The sequence below is a fragment of the Bradyrhizobium sp. USDA 376 genome (genome assembly GCF_054063675.1).
In genome coordinates this window covers 2,655,325-2,675,671 of record NZ_JBSSGN010000001.1, presented here as the reverse complement: position 1 = coordinate 2,675,671, position 20,347 = coordinate 2,655,325, and the positions used below count along the sequence as shown (strand labels likewise).

Here is a 20,347-nt window from a genome sequence, read left to right as displayed (position 1 = left end):
CAGTATTCCAGAGACGGTTTCGTAGGGTGGGCAAAGGCGCTCTTGCGCCGTGCCCACCATTCTCAAGTGGTGGGCACGCTTGCGCTTTGCCCACCCTACGGCACGACGGAGAGCGGTGGCCTTATGCCACCGCTTCCTTGGCCTTTTCCGCGCGCTTGCGCTCGTTCGGGTCGAGGTGCTTCTTGCGCAGGCGGATCGACTTCGGCGTGACCTCGACGAGCTCGTCGTCCTCGATATAGGCGAGCGCCTTTTCCAGGGTCATGCGGATCGGCGGGGTCAGGCGCACCGCTTCGTCCTTCGACGTCGTGCGGATGTTGGTGAGCTGCTTGCCCTTGAGCACGTTGATCTCGAGATCGTTGTCGCGGGTGTGCTCGCCGACGATCATGCCCTTGTAGACCTTCCAGCCCGGCTCGATCATCATCGGGCCGCGGTCTTCCAGCTTGAACATGGCGTAGGCCACCGCTTCGCCCTGGTCATTGGAGATCAGGACGCCGTTGCGGCGGCCCTGGATCTCGCCCTTGTACGGCGCATAGCCGTGGAACAGGCGGTTCATGATCGCGGTGCCGCGGGTGTCGGTGAGCAGCTCGCCCTGGTAACCGATCAGGCCGCGGGTCGGCGCGTAGAACACCAGGCGCTGACGGTTGCCGCCGGACGGCTTCATCTCGATCAGCTCGGACTTGCGCTCGCTCATCTTCTGCACGACGACGCCCGAATGCTCCTCGTCGACGTCGATCACGACTTCCTCGATCGGCTCCATGGTGGCGCCGGTCGCTTCGTCCTTCTGGTAGACGACGCGCGGACGCGACACCGAGAGCTCGAAGCCTTCGCGGCGCATGGTCTCGATCAGGATCGCGAGCTGCAATTCGCCGCGGCCCGAGACTTCCATCGCGTCCTTGTCGGCGGCTTCGACCACGCGCAGCGCGACGTTGCCTTCGGCCTCGCGCAGCAGACGGTCGCGGATCATGCGGCTCGTCACCTTGTCGCCTTCGGTGCCGGCGAGCGGGGAGTTGTTGACGATGAACGACATCGACACGGTCGGCGGATCGATCGGCTGCGCCGGCAGCGGCACCTCGACGGTCGGGTCGCAGAAGGTGTCGGCCACGGTGCCCTTGGTGAGGCCCGCGATGGCGACGATGTCGCCGGCTTCGGCTTCATCGAGCGGCGTGCGCTCGAGACCGCGGAACGCCAGGATCTTGGTAATGCGCCCGGACTCGACCAGCTTGCCGTCGGCATGCAGCACCTTGACCTGCTGGTTCGGCTTGAGCACGCCGGATGAGATGCGGCCGGTGATGATGCGGCCGAGATAGGGGTTGGCCTCGAGGATGGTGCCGATCATGCGGAACGGGCCTTCCTCGACCTTCGGCGGCGCAACGTGGCGCAGGACGAGATCGAACAGCGGCTCCATGCCCTTGTCCTGCGGACCCTCGGGGCTGTCAGCCATCCAGCCCTGCTTGGCCGACCCGTAGAGGATCGGGAAGTCGAGCTGCTCCTCGCTGGCATCGAGCGCCGCGAACAGGTCGAACACCTCGTTGATGACTTCGGTCGGGCGCGCGTCGGGGCGGTCGACCTTGTTGATGACGACGATCGGCTTGAGGCCGACCTTGAGCGCCTTGGAGACCACGAACTTGGTCTGCGGCAGCGGGCCTTCGGCGGCGTCGACCAGCACCAGGGCGCCGTCCACCATGTTGAGGATGCGCTCGACCTCGCCGCCGAAATCGGCGTGGCCGGGGGTGTCGACGATGTTGATGCGGGTGTCCTTCCACTGCACCGAGGCCGCCTTGGCCAGAATGGTGATGCCGCGCTCACGCTCCAGGTCGTTGGAGTCCATGGCGCGATCGGTCACCTTCTGGTTCTCGCGGAACGTGCCGGACTGCTGGAGGAGTTTGTCGACCAGGGTCGTCTTGCCGTGGTCGACGTGGGCGATGATGGCGACGTTGCGAAGGTTCATGTGTGAGCTTCTTTGCGGTCGAACAATGGGTTAAGCGCGATCTCGCCGGTCAGACCGGGACCTCTTCACGGACAACGCTGGAAACGTGGAAAACGGGGCCTGCTTCGCCCAAAAAGGAAGCCCGGTCAGCTCGACCGGGCACCCTACGCGTTTGCGGCGCAATATATGCAAAAACCGCCAAAAAACAATGTGTTCTTTGGCCCTTGGTTGATTGAATTTTGTCCGGGAATTCCCGGGGCTTAGGGCTGGGTTCCGGGATGAGCGGGGGCCTTTCGCCCCTTGATCGCCGCCCAGATCAGGACGACGCCCCCGATGCCGACGACCAGCCCCAGGAAGACCAGCGGCGCGATGTCGGAATCGAGCTTGCCCCCGTCGATCACCGAGGCTCCGCCGAACAGCAGGGCGCAGAGACCCGGAAGCAGCAGGATCACCCCTGAAATCACCATGAACGCGGTGAGGCAGCCGCTGCGTGCCGCGCCGGGCGTCGGGACGGGCGGCAGAACCGGTGGCGGCGTATCGCTCATCGTGGTGCCTCCTCGCTTTGCCTTGCCTCGCGATAAGTCTGTCCTTCGAACTCGGCGCGAATCCTGCCGATCGTACCGTTCCGGTAGAACAGGTTGTAGGTGTCGAACGGAATGATCGCGCCCTGCTCGGTCACGAAATGGATGCAAGAGCGCTTGACGTTGCCGACGCAGAAATTGAAGCGGTCGAGAAACTGCACGATGGTGACGCGGAAAACGTTCTCGTAAGAGAGCCCTTCCGGCACCTGAAAGCTCGGCAGGCAGCACAGGAGTTCGCAGACGCGCTCGGAGGTGTTGAGCGGGCCGGATGACAGCGAGAACAGGTCGATGAATTTCTCCCGCAGCATCGGATATTTCTCCGGGCTGATGGTGTTGGGCATCACCGCAACCAGCTGCTCCTGCGGAATCAGCGAGGTCAGCGGCAGCACCTTCTCGCCATTGCGCAGGCCGTAGCCGATCGAGATGCTTTCGGGGTTGCAGGGCAGCGGGATCATGTCCTTGTCGCCGAATACGCCGGTCTCGACCACGCGCTTGCGAATCTCCGACAGCATGATGCGGTCGGTATTCTTGTCGAAGTTCTCGTTGCGGCCGGCATCCTGCACCGGCTGCAACGTCACGCCGCGCACGCACGTCCAGGTCAGGGCGTGGCGCACGATGTCGCCGATCTCGCCATCGTTGACACCGCGCTTGATGGTCGCGACCAGCGTGGTCGACACACCGTAATGCTCGAGATTCTCCAGCGCCTGCTGGCGGATTTTCCGTAAGTCCGCGCCGCGCAGATTGATCAGCGCATCGCGCTGAAGCGAATCGAACTGGAGATAGACCTCGAGCCCGCGCCTGTTCTCGGCGAGCCGCGCCACAAAATCCTTTTCGCGGGCGATGCGCAGGCCGTTGGTGTTGATCATGACGTGGCGGATCGGGCGGGCGCGCACGGCGTCCAGGATCTCGAAGAAGTCCGGGTGCAGCGTCGGCTCGCCGCCGGAAATCTGCACGAGGTCGGGCTCGCCCTCGCTCGCGACCAGCGCGTCGAGCATCTTCTCCACCGTCGCGAGCGGCGTGAATTTCGTTCGCGCGGGCGAAGATTCGGCGAAGCAGACCGGGCAGGTGAGGTTGCAGTGCTCGGTGATCTCGATCAGCGCCAGGCAGGAATGCTGCTCGTGGTCGGGACACAGGCCGCAATCATAGGGACAGCCGAATTCCGTCCGTTGCTGGAATTGCAGCGGCCGGTCGCCCGGCTTGATGAAATCCTTGCACAGGCGCCAATAGGCGGCATCCGTCGACACCAGTGTCGACTGGACGCCATGCTCCCTGCAGCGCTTTTCGTACCAGACCTCGTTGCCCTGGATCTGGATCTTGGTCGGCACCAGCTTCAGGCAGGTCTCGCAGAGGGATTGGGTCTGGCCCCAGAAGATGTAGGGGCGCGACTTACGCAACGGCGCGTTCATGCACGGATCTCGCTTTGGGCGCCGTCGCCAGCATGATTGCGGCGTAGAGCAGGATGGACAGCGACAGCAGGTGAAACAGGGTGAAAGGGCCGATCAGCGTGCCATAGGGCTTGAGGAATTCCCACAGGAAGCGTTGCGCTCCGTAACAGGCGAGCACCAGGTAGAATCCATTGGTGATCACAAACCCGTTCCGGTTCACGACGGCCAGCACATAGATCAGCGCGAATACGGCCATGGCCGCGCTCTCGTAGAGCTGCACGGGATGGCGGAGAACGCCGTCACCGAAATCATGGGCCCAGGGCAGCGCCGTCGGCGTGCCATAGGTGAAGTCGTCGAGGCCCGCGAAGTAGCAGCCGAGCCGGCCGATCGCGATGCCGAGCGCCAGCGGCAGCGCGAACCGCGCGCCGGTGCGCACTGTGATCCCTGCGGACCATTTGTAGAGCTCGATCGCCACGATGCCGCCGGCAAGCGCGCCCTCCACCGAGCGCGCAATGCCGCTCTGCCCCGACAGCCACAGATTGGCGGACCCGAACAGATAGGCGCCAAGGCCGGCGCCGAACACCAGCGCGGCGATATAGGGCAGCTCGAAGGATTGCGCCGGAAACCGCAAGCCACGCCGCGACAGCCAGGAGAGCGCCGCTGCCGCCGCCAGCCACGCCGCGATGTCGAAGATCGTGTGAAGGAGTGCCCCGCTCATGCGGAGGCAGTATAGCACGATCATGCTCAGAAGAGCGCGCCGCGCATTTTTGTGCCCTCTGCCTTGCCACAAGATATCGCATGGGAAAGGCAGATCCCCTTGGCGCACATCCTTCGAGACGCCCGCTTTGGCGGGCTCCTCAGGATGAGGACGGAGTGCGCGGCGGCAATTTCAACGGCGCCGGTGCCGCTTAGCCTCATCCTGAGGAGACCGCGAGAAGCGGTCGTCTCGAAGGACGAAACGTGCGCAGGCCGCCGCCAAGAAGCGATCGCTCTGCCGCACAAGGGGAGAAGGAAGAAGCAAGACTGGGCCGCTACCCCGCCTCCCGCTCCTCCGTCGGGTACACCCCGCGCAGCACGTCCTCGAAATGCATCTTCACGGCGTCGTTGCACCGGCAGGCGCGCAGGCGCAGGCCGTCGCGGTTGCGGACCAGGATCGATCCGCGCCTTGTGTCGAGCACGCCTTCGGCCCTGAACGACTGGAGCACGCGGCTGGCATAGCTGCGCCCGACCCCGAGCAGCGTCGCGAGCTGCTCATGGGTCAGCGGCACGCTGCTCTCGTCGCCGGTCCGCTCCATCGCCGCCAGAATCCATTTCGCCGTGCGCTGCTCGATCGAGTGGATGGCGTTGCAGGCAGTGGACTGGAAGATCTGCGCCAGCATGCAGTCGGCGTAGCGGACAAAAATGTTGCGCAGCGACGGCGAGCGCAGCTTGGCTGCTTCGAGCTTGGCGACATGAATGCGCGCGAAGGGACCGCCGAACTTCACGCAGATGCGGGTGTAGGCCGGCAGGAATCCTTCGCTGACGATGCCGCCCACCGCGCCTTCGCGGCCGACCAGGATGGTCTCGACATCGCGGCCGTCCTCATTGGGCACCAGAAATGTCGCGAGTGACGGTCCGCAGGGGAAGTGGACGACCTGGACGTCATCGCCGGGATTGTAGAGCAGTTCGCCCGCCGCGGAGTCTTCGACGGTCACGTATGGCGCGAGCAGCGCATAGTCCGCCTGGCTCAAGCGCCGCAGCAGATTGTTGGCCGGTCGGCTGTCGACTTCGCTCGTCTTGTCGATGCGCGCATCCATCGTGAACTCCCTGTCCTCCTCTCCACATTAGCGAGTTCCGTCCATCTCCTGTGTGCACAAGTGGACAGACTGGAGAACGACGATGTGGTGGGTTTCGTTCCGGGAACCCTCCGATGCGCTGCGCGCAGGCATCGGGTCGCGGCAGTCCTGATCCGAAAAACCTCACGCAGAAGATGTGATCATGGCACCCGCATTCTCCGATGGCTCAGCCCGGCCTGCCGATATTCTGATCGTCGAGGACGATCCGATCATTGCGATCGATTTCGAGGATCGCCTCATCGGATTCGGTGTGACGAGCGTGCGGACCGTCGGCGCGGTGACGCAGGCGCTGGAGGCGATCGCGAAGCGCGCTCCCGACTTCGCACTGCTCGATGTCGAGCTGATCCGCGAGACGAGCTTTGCGATCGCCGAGCGGCTGGTCGCACTCAAGATCCCCTTCGTCTTCGTCACCGGCTACGGTGCCGACGCGCGGATACCGCCCGAATTCGCCGGCCAGCCGCGTCTGCAGAAGCCGTGCTCGAGCGACGCGCTGGAAGCGGCGCTCAAGGTGCGAGCCGCTGATTAGCGATCAGGCCTGCCTGGGATCGAGCGTGGTCGACCACAGCGCGACGTCGGCGCGGTCGCGCAAGGTTACCGTCATCTGACCGGACGCGCCGTCGATCTTGACGTGACCGAAGAATTGCATGCCGGCTGACGGCGGCAGGTTCTGGTTGTCCTTGCCCGGCGCCTTCACGAAACGCACTTCGGGCCCGAAGGTGTTGTCGAGCGCGTTGGGTCCGAAAGTGCCGGCGTGCAACGGGCCCGAGACGAACTCCCAGAACGGCTCGAACTCCTGGAATTGCGCCTTGTTCGGATCGTAATAATGCGCGGCGGCGTAGTGCACGTCCGCCGTCAACCACACCGTGTTGCTGATCGGCGCCATCTTGATGAAGCGGAGGATGTCGGCGATCTCGAACTCGCGGCCACGCGCCGGGCCGTCGCCCTGGGCAATGGCTTCCGAGCCGCCCTTCGGCGTGTCCGGGACGATCAGGCTGATCGGCATGTCGGATGCGATCACCTTCCATGTTGCACGCGAATTCAAAAGGCCGCGCTTGAGCCAGGCGATCTGGTCCGGGCCGAGGAAATAGCTGGCGGGGCCGTAGGCGGTCTCGAGATTGGCGCCGTTCGGGCCGCGATAGCTGCGCTCGTCGAGCACGAACACGTCGAGATGCGGGCCGTAGGAGATCTGGCGATAGACGCGGCCGGGCTCGGTGACGCTCTCGCGCATCGGGTACATCTCGTGGAAGGCACGGCCCGCGCGGGCCGCGAGCAGCTCGATGTCGCGCACCTTGTAGGCGGCCGGCAATTCCTTCGACAGCGACCAGTTGTTGGTCACCTCGTGGTCGTCCCACTGCACGAAGATCGGCACCTCGGCATTGAAGGCACGGAGATTGTCGTCGGTGAGATTGTATTTGTGCGCGGCGCGGTACTCGTCCAGCGTCTCGGCAACCTTGGCCTTCTCCGGGATTGTGACGTTCTTCCAGATCTTGCCGTCGGTGAGCTTTACTTCGGATGCAATGGGCCCGTCGGCATAGATCGTGTCGCCGGAATGCAGGAAGAAATCCGGACGGTGCTTGCGCATCGCCGAGAAGGTGAACATGCCGCCGTCGTCGGGGTTGATGCCCCAGCCCTGGCCTGCGACATCGCCGCCCCAGACGAAGCTGACGTCGCGGCGGTCGGCCGGCGCGGTGCGGAAGCGGCCGGTCACCGGCTCGCCTTCGATCGCACTGTGCGAGAGATCGCGGAAGCGGACCCGGTAGAAGATGTCCTGCCCGCTCGGCAGGTTCTCGATCAGCATCTTTGCGGTGAAGTCGCTCTCCGGCAGCGCCGCGATCGGCGGCAGGGTGCGGGCGTCCTTGAAGGACTCGGTCGTTGCCACCTCGACCAGCATCTGCGCTGGACGATCGGCACGCGCCCACACCACGCCGCCGTCGACGGTGACGTCGCCCGACTGTACGCCGTGGGTGACCGCCGGCCGGTCGGCTGCGCGCGACAGATAGGGCATCGCCATGGCGCCGAGCGCGCCGGCGCCGGTGGTGAGGAAACGGCGGCGGGAGAATTTGACGTTCATGGTGGATTCGCCGGTTGTCTTAGGCGCATCTAGCGCCGTCATTCCGGGACGGTCCGAAGGACCGGACCCGGAATCTCGAGATTCCGGATTCGCGCTTCGCGCGCTCCGGAATGACGGTAAGGTCTATATTGAGACAATGTGACGCAGCAATAACGCGGGCAAGCCTTTACGCGTTGCCGGCGGCCCTGAACTGCGCGCCCGCGCGTTGCAGGTTTTGCGGCAGGCTCATCAGCACCGCCTTGCGGTCGGCGACGGCGGCGTGGAACTGGTCGAGCGCGATGTTGAAGGCAGTGAGCCCGCCTTCCTCGATTGCGCCGTGATCGAAGCAGTGCAGCGTGTCGCGCAGGATGTCGTCGGCCTCGGCCTGCATCTGGTCGAGCTCTTCCGTCGTCTCGCTCTTGCGCGCCGCGGCGATCATGTCGAGCAGGCGTTCGCGCAGGTGGCTGTTGTTGTCGCGCTCGTCTTTCTTGAGGTAACCCGCAAACCAGGCACCGATCGAGCCCATGGCGGAGAGCGCCATCAGGCTCCACCAGATGTAATCACTGTATTTGTCGAGAAAGCTCTTCTCCTCGCCGTCGACGAAGGCGGCGGCGCCCGGATGCACCGGGATCACCGCGTCCTTGTCGGTGTCGGGCGTTTCGATCTTGGCCGCCAGCGGGAATTCCGTCACCAGTTGCTGCCGCACGGCGAACAGCTGGCGCGTGAATGCCGCGATGGTGGTCTCCGATACGCCTTTGCGCGCCACGATGTGGTGCGAGAAGCTGATGGTCTTGACCTCGTCCTCGGGACGATCGGGCGAACCGCCATAGGTGCCGGCGGGAATCTCGGAGGCTTCATAGACCGGATGATTCTGCGCGATCGCATCCGCCGAGTCGATCGCGAGGAAGGTCGGCGTGCCGAAATCCTTGGTGGAGGCGGCGATGGCGTCCGCTGTGATCTTGCTGTTGACGGGGCCGGCGGCGAGATAGACATCGGCCTTCTGGGACTTGATCGCCTCGGCGGCTTCGTTGGCCGGAAACTGGATGATCTCGACCTTGGCGGGGTCGACGCCGTATTGCTGCAGGATCACCTTGACCAGATTGACATTGGCCTGGGTGCGGCCCACCACGCCGACGCGATGGCCGGCGAGCTGCGCGATCTTGGTGATCTTGGCGCCCTTCTTCTTGCCCTTGCCCTGGACCGACCACAGCACCACGACGTTCTTGCGCAGGGTCGCGACCGCCTGTGCGTTCTTCGGCACGTCGACGTCACCGCGGACGATGGCGAGATCGACCTTGCCCTCCGCGAGCGCCTCGGCGCTGGCGGTGGCGCCGTCGGTCTGGACCGGGCGCAGCCGCACGTAACTCTTGTTCTGCGAGAAAGCCTGCGTCAGCGTCTGCACGACCCTGACGTCGTCGCTGTTGGCGGGGCCGACCGCAACCTTCAGCGTCACCGGACGCATCGCGAAATAGTAGCCGCCGACGAGCGCGCCGATGATCGCAAGCACCAGCGCGAGCGACACGAGTGCCGTCTTCCGCGCCGCTGATCGCGGCGAAGGCGGAGTGGGCGCTTCGGCCAGGTCCAGACCCCCGGTCATCGATCTCCCAAACAGGCGTTTCAGGCTCAGCTTCATCTCGGCCGGCGATTTAGGCCCGCAATTGTAGCAAATTTCTTGTCCGGCGGGGTTACTTCTCCGTCATGGTTAGCGGATGGAGGAAATCCCCCTCGTGAACCCGGACCGTAAGCACGATGTTAGGGTAAAGTTCCCCTGAAGCATGGAGACGATCATGGCAGAACGGCTGGCGGCGGAAGCACGCAAGCAGGCACTGGGCGGTATCCCGGGCTGGAGCGAGGTCGGGGGTCGCGACGCGATCGCGAAAACCTTTGTCTTCAAGGATTTCAACGAGGCGTTCGGCTTCATGACCCGCGCGGCGCTGGTTGCCGAGAAGATGGACCATCACCCCGAATGGCGTAACGTCTACAAGACCGTGGAGGTGGTGCTGTCGACCCATGACGCCGGCGGCGTCACCGCGCGCGACATCGAGCTCGCCAAGGCGATGAACGCCATCGCCAAGCTGACAGCTTAGCTGACACCGAGCTGACATCTTGCAGCGCCCGGCCGCATCCCCATCTTGTGATCAGCAGGACATGCGGCGATCCGCCGCTCCTGGCTGAACGGGGAGTTTTGGAGCATGGCTGCCGAGCACAGCGTCGGCTTCGAGCCGGCCGATCGGCTCGCGGAAGATCGTGAGAGCGTCCGCCGCCGCTTCTGGCGCAAGCTGAAGCGCGTCGCCGCGCAACTGCCGTTCGCCGAGGATCTCCTTGCGGCCTATTACTGCGCGTTCGACCGGCAGACGCCGCGCCATGTCCAGGCGTCGCTGCTGGGGGCGATCGCGTATTTCATCCTGCCGTTCGACTTCGTCGCCGATGTGATGCCGATCCTCGGCTTCGCCGATGACGCCGCTGTGCTCGCCACCGCCATCCGCATGGTCGCCACCCACATCACGTCCGAGCACCGCGAAGCCGCCCGCGCCGCGCTGAAGCGCGGCGTGGAGGAGGGGGAGGCGGAAGTAGCGTAGCCCGCCGCTCTCAGTCCCACGTCGTCCTGGCGAAAGCCAGGACCCATTACCCCGTTAGGTGATGGCTGCGGGCGGTGCTCACTCCGAGTCTTCGTCAAACTCCTCTCGGTGGTAATCGCGACGAGCGCATAGCGCTCGCGCGGGGGTCCTGGCTTTCGCCAGGACGACGTCAAGAGAGCTACTTCTTCCCCGCCTCCGCCCGCGCTTTCTCCGCGTCCCACGCCTGGAATTGCTTGAACAGCGTTTCCCTGTCCGCGTCGGACACGTTCGCTGCCGAGGGGCTCTGCTTCAGGAACGCCTCGAAGCGCTGGCGTGTCACCGGCTCGACGCCGTGCTTGTCGAGCCATTGCTGCGCCACCGGCAATCTGTTCCAGCCGGACAGCGGTGCCGCGAGCGAGACCTCCTTCCACTTGGGATGGAAGGGCGGGTTCTGCAGCGCGGGGAATTTCGTGAAGAACGCGTCCACGAACAGCGCGAGCTTGCGATAACGCTCGGTGTTGGGCGCCCAGCTATAGGCCGCGAGCACCGCAGGCACCGCGATCGTGTCCACGCTCTCGCCCTCCTTGATCAGGTTCGGATAGTCCTTCGCAGTCAGCGTCGCCGGCAGATAGTCGCTCTGCAGCGGCTTGGCATAGTCCACCTTGGCGAGATGGAAGCGGCCGTCATTGCCGAAGGTCGAGACCGATTTGTACGGCTTGCCCCCGACCACGATGACGGCGTCGATCGCGCCGGCCTTCAGCTTCTCCATCGCGATGCGCTGCTCGACATAGACGAATTTCGCCTTGATCCCGAGCCGCTCGAACACGGTGAGGGCAGTGACGAAGGTGCCGCCGTTCGGCAGGTCGACGCTGACCGTCTTGCCCTCGAGGTCCTTCAGCGTCGCGATCGACTTCGGCGCGATGACCTGCATCTCTTCATTGTAGAGCTTGGTCACGTAAGTGAACTGTTTCTTGATGTCCTTGGCAAAGCCCTTGCGCTCGAGATAGTCGAGCGTGTCGGCGCGCACGATGCCGAGATCGACGCCTTGCAGGAACAGGATGTCGGCGACGCTCTGCACCGAGCCGCGGCCGACGATCGGCAGCACGCGAATCTTGTTGCCGTCGTCGAGCACCGAGGCGAGATCGGCGCCGAACTGCACATAGGTGCCGCCGATCGTGCCCGTGATCAGCGTGACGGTGTTGGCGTTCAGCGACTGCTTGGTCGAGCTCGAGCCGAACTGGAAGATGGCCTTCAGGCTGTCAGAGACCTTGGCCGGATCGTATTCGCCCTGCTCGGCATGGGCCGCGAACGCACAGATGGTCGTGATGGCGGCAAGCGCCATTTTCAAAACGTTGCGCATGATGTCCCCTGAAGTGGTCTAGTTCGAGAGCTGGGCGAGGCGCTTGCGCGCTTCAGCCGATCCGAGGCTGGCGGCGCGCTGGTACCAGTCGCGCGCGGCGGCTGCGTCGGCAATGACGCTCCGCGCGTCGCTGGTGCCGAGCACCGCGGGGTCGTAGGTCTGTGCCAGAAGCAGCGCGGCCGTTGCGTCCTTCGCGTTGGCGGCGCGTTCGAGCAGCAGGCGCGCGGCGGCGATGTCGCCGACGCTGATCAGGCGTCTGGCGCGCGTCATCAGTCCTGCCAGCGTGTCGGCGTCGAGCGTCCTGGCAGGCTCGGGCGGTGCAGGCTGTGCCGCGACGGGCGCCGGAGCTGGCGCTTCGACTTGGCTTTGGACTTGGCCTTGGACTTGGACTTGGACTTGGCTTTGGCTTTGCGCTTGCAGCGCGGTCTGGTAGGCGGTCGCGATCGCTTCGCGGCTTGGCGTCGAAGGCGCCGGAAGCTCTTGCTTGTCGGCGCTCGCCAGCATCGCGTCGGTCACGCGGGCCGGATCCTTGAGCGGGACCTGGCGCGCGACGGGCGGACTGGCCTGGGCTGTTGCGCTGCCGGCATAGTCGGCGATGAGGCTACGCAGGTCGGACTGAAACAACACGGCCGCAATCGCCGCGGCGGATATCGCAAGCCCGGCAGCGACAAGCGGCGCGACCCTGGTTCTGGGGCGCAGTGCCAGCGGCGCATATTCCTGTGGGTCCGGTGCTCCGCGCGGGTCCGCCAGGAACAGTGGGATTGGATCGTCCTGTGGAAGTTCGGCGCGCCTGGCGCGCGCCCGGATGTAGTCCGCCGTGGACGAAGGTGATGCAGATCGATCGGAATCGAGCGCGCGCGACTCCTTCGACGGACGGTAGGCCGTCGTCTCCATGGTGTGATGCTCCCCATTACTGACGCAACGCAGGGGCAGTCCCGGCTTCAGTCTTCTTGTTTTTGTCCAGAAGTGCCCCGCAAACTGGAACCGGTAAATCGCCGTCCGATTCAGCCCAAAAAACGACGGCGGTTTGCGCGAATCTGGAGATATTTGGGTTTGATTGCGGCGGCGCGGCGGAATGCACCGCAATCTTGACGGTCATGGTTGAGGGGGATTTTACTAAGGGTGCGAGGGTACGACGTCGCGCGAGAAGCGATGACACAACGGCACGCTCCAATGTCGTCCTGGCTCCCGTGCGCAATTGCGCACCAGGCCAGGACGACTCGCGGAGGGAGTCTTCGCCGTTACATCCTCACGGATGCAGGATCACCTTGCCCATGGCCTGGCGTCCCGCCAGCACCTTCAGCGCATCGGCGGTTTGCGCCAGCGGGAAGGTGCGGTCGACATGCGATGAGATCTTTCCTTCCGCGGTCCACTTCACGAGCTTCTCGAGATTGGCGCGGTTCTTCGCCGGGTTGAGCCGGGTCCAGGCGCCCCAGAACACGCCGCGGATGTCGCAGCCTTTCAGCAGCGCGAGGTTCAGCGGCATTTTCGGAATGTCGCCGGCGGCAAAGCCGATCACGAGGAAGCGGCCTTCCCAGGCGATCGAGCGCAGCGCCTGCTCGGCATACGCACCACCAACCGGATCGAAGATGATGTCGACGCCCTTGCCGCCCGTCAGCTTGCGCAGGCCTTCCTTCAAATCCTCCTTGCCGTAGTTCAGCGTCAGCTCGGCGCCATGCGCTTTCGCGAACGCAAGCTTCTCGTCCGACGAGGCACAGGCGATCACCTTCAATCCCATCAGCTTGCCGAGCTCGCAGGCGGCAAGGCCGGTGCCGCCTGCGGCGCCGAGCACTGCGAGCGTCTCGCCCGGCTTCGGGCTCGCGCGATCTTCCAGCGCATGCAGCGCGGTGCCGTAGATGATGATGATGCCGGCCGCGCGGTCGTAGTCGAGATTGTCGGGGATCTTGACGATCGAGGCCGCCGGCAGCGCGATCTTCTCGCGCGCGCCGTTGTGGCCGCAGGAGGCGACGACGCGGTCGCCGACTTTGAGATCAGTCACGCCGGGGCCGATGCTCTCGATCACGCCGGCGACTTCCGCGGCCGGCGAGAACGGGAACGGCGGCTTGATCTGGTACTTGCCCTGGATCATCAGGATGTCGAAGAAGTTCAGCGCCGCGGCCTTGATCGCGATCACGGCTTCGCCGGGACCTGCCACCGGATCCGGCACCTCGGCCAGAACGAGATCGTCGGGCTGGCAATATTGCGAGCAGAGGATGGCTTTCATGGCAGCACCTTGGGGCGTTTCGAGTGGAATTATAGTTGGGTCGTTTCTGCCGGATTTAGGCAGTGGCGACAATCCGGATTCTTTGTCGGTTGCGCTCTGGTCTCTCCCCGACGTCGTGCTGGCGAAAGCCAGGACCCATTACCCGTCTCGAAAACGGGGACACGGAAGCTGTCGGCGCATTTGCCACGTGGCGGATTATCTTCGTCAAACTTCTCGTGGTGGTAATGGGTCCTGGCTTTCGCCTGGACGACGAAAGGTGAGAGTCTTTGCCTCGTCTCAGTGACGACGTTCGATGAGAAAGGATTCAAACGATGTTTGAAACGGGTCTGCTCAAGGACGAGCGCATCCTCGTCACCGGCGGCGGCTCGGGCCTTGGCGCGGCGATGGGACGTCGCTTCCTCGCGCTCGGCGCCGAGCTTGTGATCTGCGGCCGCAAGCTCGATCGGCTCGAGGCCACGGCGGGCGAGATGCGCGAAGAGACCGGCGGCAAGGTCACGACGATCGCCTGCGATATCCGCGACGGCGCCGCCGTCGACAGCATGATGGATGCGATCTGGCGCGAGGCGCCGCTCGACATCCTCGTCAACAATGCCGCTGCCACCTTCATCGCGCAGAGCGAGCATCTCTCTTTCCGCGCCGCGGACGCGATCCTGGCGCCGACGCTGCATGGTACGATGTATTGCACGCTTGCCGCCGGCAAGCGCTGGATCGAGGGCAAGCATGGTGGCGTCGTGCTCTCGATCCTCTCGACCTCGACCATCACCGGCCGCGCCTTCACCGTGCCGTCGGCGATGGCGAAATCGGCGGTGCTGGCGATGACCAGGAGCCTTGCGGTCGAGTGGGGCCCGAAGGGCATCCGCACCGTCGCGATCGCACCTGGGCCGTTCCCGACCGCCGGCGCGTCGGGGCAGCTCAGCCCGGAGGGCCGCGACGAAGGCTGGACCGCCCGCAACCCGCTTGGCCGCACCGGGGAGCACAGCGAGCTCGCCGATCTCGCCAGCTTCCTCGTCTCCGACCGTGCCGCTTACATCAATGGCGAGATGGTGGTGATCGACGGCGGCGCGCATTTACGCAGTTCCGGCGCCGAGGACCTGCTCGGCTGGACCGACGCGCAATGGGCCGCCCAGCGTGCCGCGCGATCCAGGACCTGATCGTCGCCACTTCCCCTAACTGCCTTCCCAAATTGAACTTTCCCGGCTATCCCTGCTGCGGGGACAAAGCGCGGCCGGGCCATCTTCCAGTCACAATATTGAGGGAACCACTCCAGCATGTGGCGGGTGCTATCTTTTGTTTTGATGGTCGGCATGACGACGTGCGGGATCGCCGATCTCGCGCGGGCGCAGACGGCTCAACCGGCGCCCAAAACCGCACCCAAAGAGGCTGCCCCGAAGTCGGCCGCGCCCGCGGCCAGTACGGCCGCAAAGACCGCTGCAAAGCCCGAGAGCAAGCCGGCGGGCCCGGCCGCGGCGGTTGCGGGTGGTGCGGAACCGACCCTGATCGGCCAGTTTGGCACCTGGGGTGCCTATTCGGCGACACCGAACGGCAAGAAGGTCTGCTTCGCGCTGGCAAAGCCGTCATCGTCCAAGACCAACCCGCCGAATCGGCCGCGCGATCCCGCCTATGCCTTCGTCTCGACCCGGCCGGCGGAAAAGGTGAACAACGAAGTCTCGGTCATGATCGGCTACGCGCTGAAGCCGGGCTCGGAATCCTCGGTCGAGGTCGGCGGCGCCGCCTTCGCGATGTATACGCAGGGCGACGGCCTCTGGATCAAGAATGCGGCCGAGGAGGAGCGGATGGTCGAAGCTATGCGCAAATCCGCCGATCTCGTGGTCAAGGGCGTCTCGGCCAAGGGCACGGAGACGACCGACACCTTCTCGCTCAAGGGCCTCGCCCAGGCGCTCGACAAGATCGCCCAGGATTGCAGGCGTTAAGGCTGCAGGCGTTAAGATTGCCGGGGCGATAAGGTCGCAATCGGCGGTTCCGGTTGCTATATAGGGGCGGTTCCTAGTTTTTTCCGTCATTCCGGGACGCGCTAAGCGCGAACTATGGTGCCCAGTTGGGCACCTGAGAATCTCGAGGTTCCGGGTTCAGCTCTTCGAGCTGCCCCGGAACGACCAAGCTATCAGGTCCATTCAATGCAAACCTCGACCGAGCCGCACAACGCAACATTGGTGGAGAAGACTCCACTCGAAACCTATGTGCCGCCGGCAAAACCGTCGCTGATCGGCCTGTCGCGCAGCGAGCTTGCCGATCGCCTCGGCGAGATCGGCGTCGCACCGGCGCAGCGCAAGATGCGCGTGCAGCAGCTGTGGCACTGGATCTATTTCCGCGGCGCCCAGAGTTTTGACGACATGACCTCGATCTCGAAGGGCATCCGCGCCGATCTCGCCCAGCATTTCACCGTCGATCGGCCTGAAGTCGTGGCCGAGCAGATCTCCAACGACGGCACCCGCAAATGGCTGCTGCGTCTGCCGAGCGGCGACAATGTCGAGAAGGCGCACGAAGTCGAGTGCGTCTACATCCCCGAAACCGATCGCGGCACGCTCTGCGTCTCCTCGCAGGTCGGCTGCACCTTGAACTGCTCGTTCTGCCACACCGGCACGCAGCGGCTGGTGCGTAATCTCACCGCCGGCGAGATCGTCGGACAGATCATGGTCGCGCGCGACCGCCTGAACGATTGGGCCGATCGCGAGGACGGCACGCGCCGCGTCACCAACATCGTGATGATGGGCATGGGCGAGCCGCTCTACAATTTCGACGCGGTCCGCGATGCGCTGCTCATCGTCGGCGACAACGAGGGCATCGGCATCTCCCGCCGCCGCATCACGCTGTCGACCTCGGGCGTGGTGCCGAACATCGTGCGCGCCGGCGAGGAGATCGGCGTCATGCTCGCGATCTCGCTGCACGCGGTGCGCGACGAGCTGCGCAACGAGCTGGTGCCGCTCAACCGCAAATATCCGATCAAGGAGCTCTTGCAGGCCTGCCGCGACTATCCTGGCGCCTCGAACGCGCGCCGCATCACCTTCGAATATGTGATGCTCAAGGGCGTCAACGATTCGCTCGACGATGCGAAGCTGCTGGTGAAGCTGCTCAAGGGCATTCACGCCAAGATCAATCTGATCCCGTTCAATCCCTGGCCCGGCACGGCCTATGAGTGCTCGGACTGGGACCAGATCGAAAAGTTCTCCGAATACATCTTCAACGCCGGCTATTCCTCCCCGGTGCGCACCCCGCGCGGCCGCGACATCCTCGCCGCCTGCGGCCAGCTTAAGTCGGAGACCGAAAAGCTCTCGGCCCGCGAACGCCAGACGCTGCGCGCCATGGCGATGACGGATTGATGAATGCGTGCCTTGCGCACTCTCGTCATGGCCGGGCTTGACCCGGCCATCTGCGTTTATGAGCCGTCATTCCGGGGCGCGCGTAGCGCGAACCCGGAATCTCGAGATTCTCAGGTGCGCAAGGGCGCACCGGAATTCGGTGCTGCGCACCGCTCCGGAATGACGATGACACTCAACGGGTCCATCAGATGTCCCTGATCGGCCGCCTCATCGTCATCTTCATCGGCTTCCTCGCCGCCTGCTTCGTCGGCGGCATGATCGTGGTCGTCGCGCTGCTGTTTCCGGAGTTCGCCGATCTCGGCGCTGGCCCCGTCGATCAGGGCGCGATCGATATCCTGCTCGGCTTCGGCTTCATCTTCGTCTCGGGCTTCGCGCTGGTGCCGGCTGCGGTGATCGTCGCCATCACCGAAGCGCTCCACATCCGCAGCGCGCTCGCTTATGCCGTCGGCGGCGGCCTCGTCGGGCTCGCCTGCTATCTCGGCCTCGTTCCCTTCCACTCCGACACCTTGCAGTTCGAAGGTATCGTGCGCCGGCACCTGGAAATCATGACGGGTGCGGGCATCGTTGCCGGCGTCGTCTACTGGCTGGTCGCCGGCCGCAATGCCGGCGCCTGGCGCAACCCGCCGCCCCCGCGCCGGCCGCCTCCGCCGTTGCCGTCGCAGTCGCGGCCGGATGCGAGGTGACTTGTGCCGTCATTCCGGGATGGTCCGAAGGACCAGACCTCAGGTGCGCAATTGCGCACCGGGGAATCTCGAGATTCTCAGGTGCGCAAAGGGCGCACCGGAGTTCGGTGCTGCGCACCGCCCCGGAATGACGGTCGCAAGGGTTTCCATCCCCGCCCCACTCCGCTAAACCGCGCGCCATGAACCGGACTGGACTCTTCATCGCCCTGGCGTTGTGGCTCGTGATCGGCGTCGTTTTCGGCCTCTATCCCGAGCTCGATCTCAAGCTGGCATCGCTGTTCTTCGATCCCGAGACGAAGACGTTTCCGCTCAAGCTGAACGACTGGGCCGGCTTCGCGCGTGATGCGGCGATGTGGATCGCCTGGGCGTTCGTGCTGCCCTCGCTGGTGGCGCTGGTGGTCAAGATGATCCGGCCCGACCGGCCGCTGCTGGTGTCGGGGCGCGCGATCGTGTTCCTGCTGGTCACGATCATCCTGTCCGCCGGCATCCTCACCAATCTCACCTTCAAGACCTATTGGGGCCGGCCGCGTCCGGTGGTGGTGACGGAGTTCGCCGGCGACCAGCAGTTCGTGCCGTGGTGGGATCCGCGCGGCGGCTGTGCGCGCAACTGCTCGTTCTTCTCGGGCGAGGGCGCGACCGCGTTCTGGACGCTGGCCCCTGCCGCGCTCGCTCCGCCGGCCTGGCGGCCGCTCGCTTATGCTGGAGCGGTGATCTTCGGGGCGGTCACCAGCGGGCTCCGCATGGCCTTCGGCGGGCATTTCTTTACCGATGTCTCGATCGCCGGCCTCGTCACCTTCGTCGTGATCTGGTTCGCCTACGCGATGATCTACCGCTGGCCGCGGACCCGGTTTTCGGACGAGGCGGTGGATGCCGCCCTGACCCGGCTGAACATGCCCGCCTACCGGCTCCGCCAGCGCCTGTTCGGCCGCAAGATCGGCCCAGCGCCGTCGATTTGAGCCATTAAATGCGTGCCCAGCCCCGCGAAATTTGATATTCGCGCGGTCAAGTTCGCCCCGAAATCAGCCCTTTGAGACCCGATTGGAAGCCCCATGACCACGATCCTGAAAAGCCTGCCCAAGGGTGAGAAAGTCGGCATCGCTTTTTCGGGCGGTCTCGACACCAGCGCGGCGCTGCTCTGGATGAAGCAGAAGGGCGCGCGCTGCTACGCCTACACCGCCAATCTCGGCCAGCCTGATGAGGCCGACTACAACGAGATCCCGCGCAAGGCGATGGAGTTCGGCGCCGAGAAGGCGCGCCTCGTCGATTGCCGCACGCAGCTGGTCCATGAAGGCATCGCCGCGATCCAGTCCGGCGCCTTCCACATCTCGACCGGCGGCATCACCTATTTCAACACCACGCCGCTGGGGCGCGCCGTCACCGGCACGATGCTGGTCGCGGCAATGAAGGAAGACGGTGTCAACATCTGGGGCGACGGCTCGACCTTCAAGGGCAACGACATCGAGCGCTTCTACCGCTACGGCCTGCTCACCAATCCGGGCCTGAAGATCTACAAGCCCTGGCTCGATCAGCAGTTCATCGACGAGCTCGGCGGCCGCGCCGAGATGTCGGCGTTCATGACCGCGCAGGGCTTTGCCTACAAGATGAGCGCCGAGAAGGCGTATTCGACCGACAGCAATCTGCTCGGTGCTACGCACGAAGCAAAAGATCTCGAGAGCCTCGACAGCGGCATCAAGATCGTCAACCCGATCATGGGCGTGCCGTTCTGGCGCGACGATTGCGACGTCAAGGCCGGGAAGGTCGTGGTGCGCTTCGAGGAAGGCCAGCCCACGGCACTGAACGGCCAGACCTTCTCCGATCCCGTCGCGCTGTTCCTCGAAGCCAATGCGATCGGCGGCCGTCATGGTCTCGGCATGAGCGACCAGATCGAGAACCGCATCATCGAGGCCAAGAGTCGCGGCATCTACGAGGCGCCCGGCATGGCGCTCCTCCACATCGCCTATGAGCGCCTCGTCACCGGCATCCACAACGAGGACACCATCGAGCAGTACCGCATCAGCGGCATGCGCCTGGGACGTCTGCTCTATCAGGGCCGCTGGTTCGATTCGCAGGCCTTGATGCTGCGCGAGACCGCGCAGCGCTGGGTCGCGCGCGCCGTCACCGGCGAGGTCACGCTCGAGCTGCGCCGCGGCAACGACTATTCGATCCTCAACACCGAGAGCCCCAACCTCACCTATGCGCCGGAACGGCTCAGCATGGAGAAGGTGGAGGACGCCGCCTTCACGCCGGCCGACCGCATCGGCCAGCTCACCATGCGCAATCTCGACATCGCCGACACGCGGACGAAGCTCGGTCTCTATTCGAAGACCGGCTTGCTGTCGGGCAGCGAAGGCTCGCAGATCTTCAAGCTCGAGAGCGACAAGGGCTGACATTCTCGCTGCCGTAGGG

At 64.7% G+C, this 20,347-nt stretch carries 20 protein-coding genes; 9 read left to right on the top strand and 11 right to left on the bottom strand.

Features of this window, described 5'->3' with window-relative positions; translation table 11 throughout:
• Positions 1-121: 121 nt before the first annotated feature.
• The 5 genes from typA to ACVJ19_RS12580 form a co-directional block, all read right to left on the bottom strand.
• Entirely contained in the window at positions 122-1,948 is a 1,827-nt protein-coding gene (gene typA / locus ACVJ19_RS12600) for a translational GTPase TypA (protein WP_453948856.1), read from the bottom strand.
• 239 nt (positions 1,949-2,187) lie between these two features.
• Positions 2,188-2,472 (bottom strand): hypothetical protein, encoded by a 285-nt coding sequence (locus ACVJ19_RS12595; RefSeq protein ID WP_453948857.1) that lies wholly within the window; start codon positions 2,470-2,472, stop codon positions 2,188-2,190.
• On the bottom strand, positions 2,469-3,914 hold the full coding sequence (locus ACVJ19_RS12590) for a radical SAM protein (RefSeq protein ID WP_453948858.1): 1,446 nt from the start codon (positions 3,912-3,914) through the stop codon (positions 2,469-2,471). Before ACVJ19_RS12590 ends, ACVJ19_RS12595 begins: the two co-directional genes overlap by 4 nt.
• Positions 3,895-4,611, bottom strand: a complete 717-nt coding sequence (locus ACVJ19_RS12585) for a prolipoprotein diacylglyceryl transferase (protein ID WP_453948859.1) — start codon at positions 4,609-4,611, stop codon at positions 3,895-3,897. Before ACVJ19_RS12585 ends, ACVJ19_RS12590 begins: the two co-directional genes overlap by 20 nt.
• Positions 4,612-4,924: 313 nt before the next feature.
• A complete protein-coding gene (locus ACVJ19_RS12580; protein WP_453948860.1) occupies positions 4,925-5,689 on the bottom strand; it encodes a Crp/Fnr family transcriptional regulator in 765 nt (254 codons plus the stop codon).
• A 181-nt stretch (positions 5,690-5,870) separates the two neighbouring features.
• Here ACVJ19_RS12580 and ACVJ19_RS12575 point away from each other — a divergent pair, with 181 nt between their 5' ends.
• Entirely contained in the window at positions 5,871-6,254 is a 384-nt protein-coding gene (locus ACVJ19_RS12575) for a response regulator (protein ID WP_453948861.1), read from the top strand.
• Positions 6,255-6,257: 3 nt separating this feature from the next.
• On the opposite strand, the gene ACVJ19_RS12570 is transcribed toward ACVJ19_RS12575, so the two are convergent.
• Positions 6,258-7,799 (bottom strand): alkaline phosphatase D family protein, encoded by a 1,542-nt coding sequence (locus ACVJ19_RS12570; RefSeq protein ID WP_453948862.1) that lies wholly within the window; start codon positions 7,797-7,799, stop codon positions 6,258-6,260.
• A 166-nt stretch (positions 7,800-7,965) separates the two neighbouring features.
• Positions 7,966-9,411, bottom strand: a complete 1,446-nt coding sequence (locus ACVJ19_RS12565) for a TAXI family TRAP transporter solute-binding subunit (protein WP_453948863.1) — start codon at positions 9,409-9,411, stop codon at positions 7,966-7,968.
• A 154-nt stretch (positions 9,412-9,565) separates the two neighbouring features.
• On the opposite strand from ACVJ19_RS12565, the gene ACVJ19_RS12560 reads away from it, so the two are divergent.
• Both ACVJ19_RS12560 and ACVJ19_RS12555 read left to right on the top strand, forming a co-directional pair.
• Entirely contained in the window at positions 9,566-9,865 is a 300-nt protein-coding gene (locus ACVJ19_RS12560; RefSeq protein WP_453948864.1) for a 4a-hydroxytetrahydrobiopterin dehydratase, read from the top strand.
• A 105-nt stretch (positions 9,866-9,970) separates the two neighbouring features.
• Positions 9,971-10,357 carry a YkvA family protein gene (locus tag ACVJ19_RS12555; protein WP_453948865.1) on the top strand — a complete coding sequence of 129 codons (387 nt, stop codon included), beginning with the start codon at positions 9,971-9,973 and terminating at the stop codon, positions 10,355-10,357.
• Between the two features lie 178 nt (positions 10,358-10,535).
• Here the strand turns inward: ACVJ19_RS12555 and ACVJ19_RS12550 are convergent, their stop codons facing one another.
• The 4 genes from ACVJ19_RS12550 to ACVJ19_RS12535 all read right to left on the bottom strand — a co-directional run bounded on the left by ACVJ19_RS12550 (position 10,536) and on the right by ACVJ19_RS12535 (position 13,920).
• Positions 10,536-11,696 (bottom strand): TAXI family TRAP transporter solute-binding subunit, encoded by a 1,161-nt coding sequence (locus ACVJ19_RS12550; RefSeq protein WP_453948866.1) that lies wholly within the window; start codon positions 11,694-11,696, stop codon positions 10,536-10,538.
• 18 nt (positions 11,697-11,714) lie between these two features.
• Positions 11,715-12,590: a hypothetical protein gene (locus tag ACVJ19_RS12545; RefSeq protein ID WP_453948867.1), complete on the bottom strand. Its 876-nt coding sequence runs from the start codon at positions 12,588-12,590 to the stop codon at positions 11,715-11,717.
• A 16-nt stretch (positions 12,591-12,606) separates the two neighbouring features.
• On the bottom strand, positions 12,607-12,795 hold the full coding sequence (locus ACVJ19_RS12540) for a hypothetical protein (RefSeq protein ID WP_453948868.1): 189 nt from the start codon (positions 12,793-12,795) through the stop codon (positions 12,607-12,609).
• A gap of 150 nt (positions 12,796-12,945) precedes the next feature.
• A complete protein-coding gene (locus tag ACVJ19_RS12535; RefSeq protein ID WP_212346294.1) occupies positions 12,946-13,920 on the bottom strand; it encodes an NADPH:quinone oxidoreductase family protein in 975 nt (324 codons plus the stop codon).
• Between the two features lie 311 nt (positions 13,921-14,231).
• Here ACVJ19_RS12535 and ACVJ19_RS12530 point away from each other — a divergent pair, with 311 nt between their 5' ends.
• The 6 genes from ACVJ19_RS12530 to argG all read left to right on the top strand — a co-directional run bounded on the left by ACVJ19_RS12530 (position 14,232) and on the right by argG (position 20,328).
• Complete coding sequence (locus tag ACVJ19_RS12530) at positions 14,232-15,071, top strand: SDR family oxidoreductase (RefSeq protein ID WP_453948869.1); 840 nt, start codon at positions 14,232-14,234, stop codon at positions 15,069-15,071.
• A gap of 117 nt (positions 15,072-15,188) precedes the next feature.
• Entirely contained in the window at positions 15,189-15,851 is a 663-nt protein-coding gene (locus ACVJ19_RS12525; RefSeq protein WP_453948870.1) for an invasion associated locus B family protein, read from the top strand.
• A gap of 204 nt (positions 15,852-16,055) precedes the next feature.
• Positions 16,056-17,258 carry a 23S rRNA (adenine(2503)-C(2))-methyltransferase RlmN gene (rlmN, locus tag ACVJ19_RS12520; protein ID WP_453948871.1) on the top strand — a complete coding sequence of 401 codons (1,203 nt, stop codon included), beginning with the start codon at positions 16,056-16,058 and terminating at the stop codon, positions 17,256-17,258.
• 188 nt (positions 17,259-17,446) lie between these two features.
• Positions 17,447-17,941 carry a hypothetical protein gene (locus ACVJ19_RS12515; protein ID WP_453948872.1) on the top strand — a complete coding sequence of 165 codons (495 nt, stop codon included), beginning with the start codon at positions 17,447-17,449 and terminating at the stop codon, positions 17,939-17,941.
• A gap of 179 nt (positions 17,942-18,120) precedes the next feature.
• Positions 18,121-18,897, top strand: a complete 777-nt coding sequence (locus ACVJ19_RS12510; protein WP_453948873.1) for a phosphatase PAP2 family protein — start codon at positions 18,121-18,123, stop codon at positions 18,895-18,897.
• Between the two features lie 93 nt (positions 18,898-18,990).
• Entirely contained in the window at positions 18,991-20,328 is a 1,338-nt protein-coding gene (gene argG / locus ACVJ19_RS12505) for an argininosuccinate synthase (protein WP_453948874.1), read from the top strand.
• The last annotated feature ends 19 nt before the right edge of the window (positions 20,329-20,347 follow it).

Coding starts and splice junctions, on each gene's coding strand:
- typA (WP_453948856.1), bottom strand. CDS start 1,948: ATGAACCTTCGCAACGTCGCCATCATCGCCCACGTCGACCACGGCAAG.
- ACVJ19_RS12595 (WP_453948857.1), bottom strand. CDS start 2,472: ATGAGCGATACGCCGCCACCGGTTCTGCCGCCCGTCCCGACGCCCGGC.
- ACVJ19_RS12590 (WP_453948858.1), bottom strand. CDS start 3,914: ATGAACGCGCCGTTGCGTAAGTCGCGCCCCTACATCTTCTGGGGCCAG.
- ACVJ19_RS12585 (WP_453948859.1), bottom strand. CDS start 4,611: ATGAGCGGGGCACTCCTTCACACGATCTTCGACATCGCGGCGTGGCTG.
- ACVJ19_RS12580 (WP_453948860.1), bottom strand. CDS start 5,689: ATGGATGCGCGCATCGACAAGACGAGCGAAGTCGACAGCCGACCGGCC.
- ACVJ19_RS12575 (WP_453948861.1), top strand. CDS start 5,871: ATGGCACCCGCATTCTCCGATGGCTCAGCCCGGCCTGCCGATATTCTG.
- ACVJ19_RS12570 (WP_453948862.1), bottom strand. CDS start 7,799: ATGAACGTCAAATTCTCCCGCCGCCGTTTCCTCACCACCGGCGCCGGC.
- ACVJ19_RS12565 (WP_453948863.1), bottom strand. CDS start 9,411: ATGAAGCTGAGCCTGAAACGCCTGTTTGGGAGATCGATGACCGGGGGT.
- ACVJ19_RS12560 (WP_453948864.1), top strand. CDS start 9,566: ATGGCAGAACGGCTGGCGGCGGAAGCACGCAAGCAGGCACTGGGCGGT.
- ACVJ19_RS12555 (WP_453948865.1), top strand. CDS start 9,971: ATGGCTGCCGAGCACAGCGTCGGCTTCGAGCCGGCCGATCGGCTCGCG.
- ACVJ19_RS12550 (WP_453948866.1), bottom strand. CDS start 11,696: ATGCGCAACGTTTTGAAAATGGCGCTTGCCGCCATCACGACCATCTGT.
- ACVJ19_RS12545 (WP_453948867.1), bottom strand. CDS start 12,590: ATGGAGACGACGGCCTACCGTCCGTCGAAGGAGTCGCGCGCGCTCGAT.
- ACVJ19_RS12540 (WP_453948868.1), bottom strand. CDS start 12,795: ATGACCGTCAAGATTGCGGTGCATTCCGCCGCGCCGCCGCAATCAAAC.
- ACVJ19_RS12535 (WP_212346294.1), bottom strand. CDS start 13,920: ATGAAAGCCATCCTCTGCTCGCAATATTGCCAGCCCGACGATCTCGTT.
- ACVJ19_RS12530 (WP_453948869.1), top strand. CDS start 14,232: ATGTTTGAAACGGGTCTGCTCAAGGACGAGCGCATCCTCGTCACCGGC.
- ACVJ19_RS12525 (WP_453948870.1), top strand. CDS start 15,189: ATGTGGCGGGTGCTATCTTTTGTTTTGATGGTCGGCATGACGACGTGC.
- rlmN (WP_453948871.1), top strand. CDS start 16,056: ATGCAAACCTCGACCGAGCCGCACAACGCAACATTGGTGGAGAAGACT.
- ACVJ19_RS12515 (WP_453948872.1), top strand. CDS start 17,447: ATGTCCCTGATCGGCCGCCTCATCGTCATCTTCATCGGCTTCCTCGCC.
- ACVJ19_RS12510 (WP_453948873.1), top strand. CDS start 18,121: ATGAACCGGACTGGACTCTTCATCGCCCTGGCGTTGTGGCTCGTGATC.
- argG (WP_453948874.1), top strand. CDS start 18,991: ATGACCACGATCCTGAAAAGCCTGCCCAAGGGTGAGAAAGTCGGCATC.